The sequence below is a fragment of the Streptomyces sp. MZ04 genome (assembly GCF_004684775.1).
GTDB lineage: Bacteria > Actinomycetota > Actinomycetes > Streptomycetales > Streptomycetaceae > Streptomyces.
Genome location: NZ_SRIC01000416.1, coordinates 1 through 5484, shown reverse-complemented (window position 1 = coordinate 5484; position 5484 = coordinate 1). Strand labels below are relative to the sequence as shown.

The window sequence follows — 5484 nt, the reverse complement described above, 5'->3', positions numbered from 1 at the left end:
GTGCGGATCCGACTCCTCCGGGGCGGGCGCGGGGGCCGACCCGGGCGTTCCGACGGTGAAGGACGAGGGGGATATCCCCGAACTTCCGCTGGACCGCTATGAGTTCAGTACGCGGGACAGTCAGCGGCACACGGAGGCACAGGCCCGTCTGACGCAGCGGTGCATGCGGGGCCTCGGCTTCGGCGACTTCCCGCTGTATCCGAAGCAGCCGGGGGGCACGGGGTCGGTGACACTGACCGCGGTGGCGGTCACGTCGTACCCGTACGGGCCGCTCGATCTCGACGCCGCCCGCCGCTGGGGCTACGGCTACGATCCCGAGCGGTCCGGGGCCGCCGCGGGACGGCCCGAGGGCCGCGCCTTGACGGACGAGGAACACCAGGCGCTGTACGGGCTGCGCCGCAAGCCCTCCGGGACCGGTGGCTGCTCCGGCGCGGGCACCAAGCGCCTCGTGGCGGGCGTGCCGGACCAGGTGCGCATGTTTACGTACACACCGAAGCGGAGTCAGCGCCTGGACAAGGTGGCCGCCAAGGACGAGCGGGTGCGCGAGGCGCTCGGCACGTGGTCCCGGTGCATGGCCGACAAGGGCGTCAAGGGCTACAAGACCCCGAGCGACGCCTTCGGCGACAAGGCCTGGGGCCGCAAGGGCCGCAGCGACGGCAACACCACCCAGACGCCGAGGGAGTTGGCGACGGCGGTGGCCGACGTCGAGTGCAAGCGGGAGCACAACACGGCGGGTGTGTGGTGGGCCGTGCGCGAGGAGACGCAGCGCGCCGACGTGGCCCGCCACAAGGACGCGTACGACGCGGTCCGCGCGGACCAGGAGCGGGTGCGGGCCAATGTGCGACGGGTCATCGGTGAGAAGTGATCGTGCGTGAGAAGTGATCGTGCGTGAGAAGTGATCCCCCCGCGAGATGTGGCGGACAGCTGCATCATGGGGTCATGGACATGACTGAGCTTGCCGACCTGCCGTCCGCGGTCGACACGGAACGGCTCCTCGCACTCGCCGACGGCCATCACCCCCGCACCGCACGGGCGTTGGGCGTCCACGAGGCCGGCGGGCACCTCGTGAAGGTGTACGCCGTCGAGGCGCCGGGGCGGAAGGTGACCGGGCGGGACGAGGAGGCGGCGCTGCGGCTCGCCGGGGCGCATCTCGGCCTCGGCCTGGCCCGCGGATCGGCCGGTCTCGCCGTGCTGATCGTGCACGCGGGAGGTGACGGCGACTACGTCCTCGTACAGAGCTGGATCGAGGGCTACATGTCGGATCTCGCGGTCTTCGTCGGGCCCGCGGGGGAGCCGGACCAACTCCGCCCCGGCCGGGCCGGGTTGGCGCCCTGCGTGTGGGAGGCCGCTGTCCTCACGCACGAGCGCGACGCGTACGTCCGGTGCGTGCTCGACGGCGGCGGGAGCCTTCCGGAGCGGCTCACCGCGTGGGGAAAGGACGTCATTGAGGGGGACCTGCGATGACGGATGAGGTGACGGATGAGGTGACGGATGAAGTGACGAATGAATCGACGGATGAATCGACGGATGAGGTGTCGGACGAGGTGACGGATGAGCCGACGGATGAGGTGTCGGACGAGCCGACGGATGAGCCGACGGATGAGCCGACGGACGGCAAGCCCCGCGTGCGCCACGCCCGCCCCGCCGACCTTCCCCGCGTCGCCGAACTCGCCGCCGAGCACGCCGTGTACGAGAAGGCCCCGCCGCTCGCCCCGGGCCTCGCCGCGCGCCTGGACGCGCTGCTCTTCGGGACGCCCGCGCCGCGCCTGCGCTGCCTCGTGGCCGAGCTGCCGGACGGCGAGATCGTCGGCTACGCCACCTGCGCGCCGGAGATCTCCACCTGGGACGGGGCCGAGTACCTCCACATGGACTGCCTCTTCCTGCGCGACGGCCACCGCGGCCTCGGCCTCGGCCCGCTCCTGACGGACGCGGTGACCGCAGAGGCCCGTTCCCTCGGGCTCACCGAGGTCCAGTGGCAGACGCCCGTGTGGAACGAGGGCGCGATCCGCTTCTACGACCGGCTCGGTGCCGGCGCCGCCGAGAAGCGCCGCTACACCCTTCGGGTACCCCCGCAGGGCAGTTGACCGCCCCGACCGGGAAACTGGTCACGTCTGTTGGGGTTGTTCCGTCATCTCCATGACGGATCGCGACGAGGGAATGTGACGGATGAACCAGAACGACGCTCTGGCGGCCCGCTTCGAGGAGCACCGGCCGCACCTGAAAGCCGTCGCCTATCGCATGCTCGGCTCGATCGGCGAGTCGGAGGACGCGGTCCAGGAGTCCTGGATCCGGCTCAGCCGCTCGGACGCCGGGGAGATCGCGAACCTCGGGGGCTGGCTGACGACCGTCGTCGGCCGGATCTGCCTCGACATGCTCCGTACGCGACAGTCGCGGCGCGAGGAGTCCCTGGCGCTCTCCCAGGACACGCACGTTCCCGATCCGGTGGTCAGCTGGGGCGAGATCGTCGACCCCGAGCAGGAGGTGCTGCTCGCCGATTCGGTCGGCCTCGCCCTGCTCGTCGTACTCGAGACGCTCGCGCCCGCCGAGCGCCTCGCCTTCGTGCTGCACGACATGTTCGCCGTGCCCTTCGACGAGATCGGCCCCATCGTCGAGCGCACCCCGGCCGCGACCCGGCAGCTGGCGAGCCGCGCCCGCCGCCGGGTGCAGGGCTCGGCCCCCACGCCCGACAACGACCCCGCCCGCCAGCGCGAGATCGTGGGCGCCTTCCTCGCGGCCGCGCGGGGCGGCGACTTCGACGCGCTGCTCGAACTGCTCGACCCGGACGTCGTGTTGCGCGCCGACACCGGCGAACTGGCCTCCGGCCTCTCGAAGCTGGTGCGCGGCGCCGCGGTGGTCGCCGGGCAGGCCTCGATGTTCTCGAAGAGCGCGCCGCCGACCGCGTTCGCGCTCGTCAACGGCCGGGTCGGCGTGGTCGGTGTGCCGGACGGCGAGGTCGTCTCCGTCATGGAGTTCACGATCACGAACGGGAAGATCGTCGAGGTCAACATCCTCGTCGACGCCGACCGCGTACGGGGCCTCGGCCTGCCGCCGTTCACCGCCTGACGCCCTTCACCGCCTGACGCCCTTCACCGCCTGACGCCGTTCACCGTCTGACGCCCTTCACCGCCTGACGCCCGCCACCTCCCGCAGGTACTCCTTGCGGCAGAGCGGATTCCGGTCGGTCCGCCGGCGGGCCGGGGGCTCGCCCCGGACCGGCTGGTACCGCTCGAAGGCCGACTCCAGCTCGCCCTCGCCGCGCGTCAGCGAGGGCAGCAGCTGCTCGAGCTCGTGCACGCGGGCGGCCGGGATCTCCCCCTCGACGAGATACGAGGATCCGTGTGCCGTCTGCGTGTGCGGGACGGCCCGCAGCCGCGAGAGCACCGGCAGGAGTTGCCCGAACAGGTCCTCGGGGACCGTGAGTTGGAACCGGTGCAACGGCTCGTGCACCTGGGTGCCCGCCCGCCGGAGCGCGCTCAGCAGGATCAGCGGGGTCAGCTGCCGGAAGTCACCGGCCGTGCTCGACATGCTCTTGTCGAACGTGCCGTGCGCGTGGCTCTGCCGCGGCCAGTACCCGGAGTGCGTCATGGTGACCACGCAGTCGCCGACCTCCCAGCCGTACACGCCCTGCAGCAGCGTCTCGTGCACGGTCTCCTCGACGGCCCGGAAGAACGCGTACGGCATCGAACCGAGCTCGACCTCCAGGCGGAACCGCACGCCGCTGCCGGGCGGGCCGGGATCGACGCGCAGGCCGACCGTCGCCAGGAAGGGGTTGTCGCCCTTGTCGATGATCTCGTGGGCGCCGCCGCTGCCGGTCACCCGCTCCACGCAGATGGTCGTCGTCTCGCGGAACTCGACCTCAAGTCCGTACTCCTCGGCGAGCGTCGCCTCGATGACCTCCTTCTGGACCTCGCCGTAGAGCGACACGTACACCTCCTGCCGGAGGTCGTCCTGGCGCAGGTCGATCAGCGGGTCCTGCTCGGCGAGCTGGGCGAGCGCGAGATGCAGCGCGCCCTTGTCGCGGGCGCGGGCGGGCACGACGACGGTCTCCAGGGTCGGCGGCGAGAAGTGGTGCGGTGTGGCACCTTCGGCGCTCGTACCCGTGCGCGGTACGCCGATGACGTCGCCGATCCGGATGTCGCCGAGCCCCCACAGCTTCCCGATCTGCCCGGCGGACACGCCGTCGCGCGCCACGGCGGCCCCCTGGTCGAAGACGCTGACCGCGGTCACCTTGCCCTCGCGGCCGCCGGTGAACGGCAGCCGGTCGCGGGTGCGCACCGTCCCCGCGAACATCCGTACGTAGGCGATCTTCTCCCCGGCGTCCCCGCGCTCGACCTTGAAGACGGTGCCGGACGCCGGGGCCGCCGGGTCCCCGTCCTGGGAGGGCAGCAACTCCCGGATGCCCGCGATGAGTTCGGGCACACCGGCGCCGGTTGCGGCGGAGCCGAAGAACACCGGGTGCACCAGGCTGCGGGCGGTCTGCGCGGCCAGTTCGGCGCGGAGCCGCTCGTGGCCGAGGCCCGCCTCTTCGTCGACGTACGCGGAGAGCAGTGCGTCGTCCTGCGCGGCCAGCACGTCGACGAGCCGGTCGCTGAACGCGGGATCGCCGACGGCGTGCGCAACGAACCGCGCGTCCTTGGTGCCCGCGCCACGCACCGTCCCCATGGGGACGACGGCCGGGGCGAGGCGCTCGGAGATGCCGCTCAGCAGCTCCTCGTGGCGCGCACCACGCCGGTCGATCTTGTTCACGAAGATCAGCGTGGGGATGCGGAGCCTGCGCAGCGTCCGCATCAGCACACGGGTCTGCGCCTGGACGCCCTCCACGGCCGAGACGACGAGCACGGCGCCGTCGAGCACGCTGAGCACCCGCTCCACCTCGGCGATGAAGTCCGGGTGGCCGGGGGTGTCGATGAGATTGACGGTGACGTCGTCGACGGCGAAGGAGACCACGGCGGATTTGATCGTGATCCCGCGCTGCCGCTCCAGGGCCAGCGAATCGGTCTGGGTGTTTCCGTCGTCGACGCGACCGATCTCGTCGATGACACCGGCGGCGTGCAGCAGCCGCTCGGTCAGGCTGGTCTTCCCGGCGTCAACGTGCGCCAGGATCCCCAGGTTCAGGGTGTTGGTCGTGCTCGACGAATGCGTATGCACTGAGCGTCATGTCCTCTGGGTCGACGGCGATTCCCTTCTGGCTGGACATGAACGAACGGCGCATTACGTCTCCTTGACGGCTCGGGGGTAGGGCCAGTGCAGCAGGGTGTGGCGACGGGCGGCAAGCGATTTATCCGGGGCGCGGTGCCGGTGTACGTCAGTAGGGTCCTGGCATGCTCACCGGCTGCCTCGCCTGGGGCGTGGCCACGGCGGTCGGCCTGACGGCACTGCTCACGGCGTCCCGGCTCGCGTACGACGTCCTGCGCATCGCGGGCGCCTGCTACCTGGCGTGGCTGGGCGTCTCGGCGCTGTGGCGGGCGCGGGGGGCTCAAGGGG

5 protein-coding genes and 1 pseudogene are annotated in these 5484 nt (G+C 71.6%); 5 read left to right on the top strand and 1 reads right to left on the bottom strand.

Annotated elements, in window-relative coordinates; all coding sequences use genetic code 11:
* The 4 genes from E2651_RS44435 to E2651_RS40765 form a co-directional block, all read left to right on the top strand.
* The coding region (locus tag E2651_RS44435; protein WP_167829057.1) for a hypothetical protein at window positions 1-865 on the top strand (865 nt) is incomplete at its 5' end.
* 74 nt (window positions 866-939) lie between these two features.
* Window positions 940-1464 carry a hypothetical protein gene (locus tag E2651_RS40775; protein ID WP_135336321.1) on the top strand — a complete coding sequence of 175 codons (525 nt, stop codon included), beginning with the start codon at window positions 940-942 and terminating at the stop codon, window positions 1462-1464.
* 104 nt (window positions 1465-1568) lie between these two features.
* Window positions 1569-2084, top strand: a complete 516-nt coding sequence (locus E2651_RS40770) for a GNAT family N-acetyltransferase (RefSeq protein ID WP_135336322.1) — start codon at window positions 1569-1571, stop codon at window positions 2082-2084.
* An 82-nt stretch (window positions 2085-2166) separates the two neighbouring features.
* The gene (locus E2651_RS40765) at window positions 2167-3063 is read left to right on the top strand and encodes a sigma-70 family RNA polymerase sigma factor (protein WP_135336320.1); all 897 of its coding nucleotides are present in this window, start codon (window positions 2167-2169) and stop codon (window positions 3061-3063) included.
* A gap of 57 nt (window positions 3064-3120) precedes the next feature.
* Here the strand turns inward: E2651_RS40765 and E2651_RS40760 are convergent, their stop codons facing one another.
* Window positions 3121-5148 carry a TetM/TetW/TetO/TetS family tetracycline resistance ribosomal protection protein gene (locus E2651_RS40760; protein ID WP_135336319.1) on the bottom strand — a complete coding sequence of 676 codons (2028 nt, stop codon included), beginning with the start codon at window positions 5146-5148 and terminating at the stop codon, window positions 3121-3123.
* Between the two features lie 170 nt (window positions 5149-5318).
* On the opposite strand from E2651_RS40760, the pseudogene E2651_RS40755 reads away from it, so the two are divergent.
* Window positions 5319-5484 (top strand): annotated as a pseudogene (locus E2651_RS40755) (LysE family transporter); the annotation flags it as partial.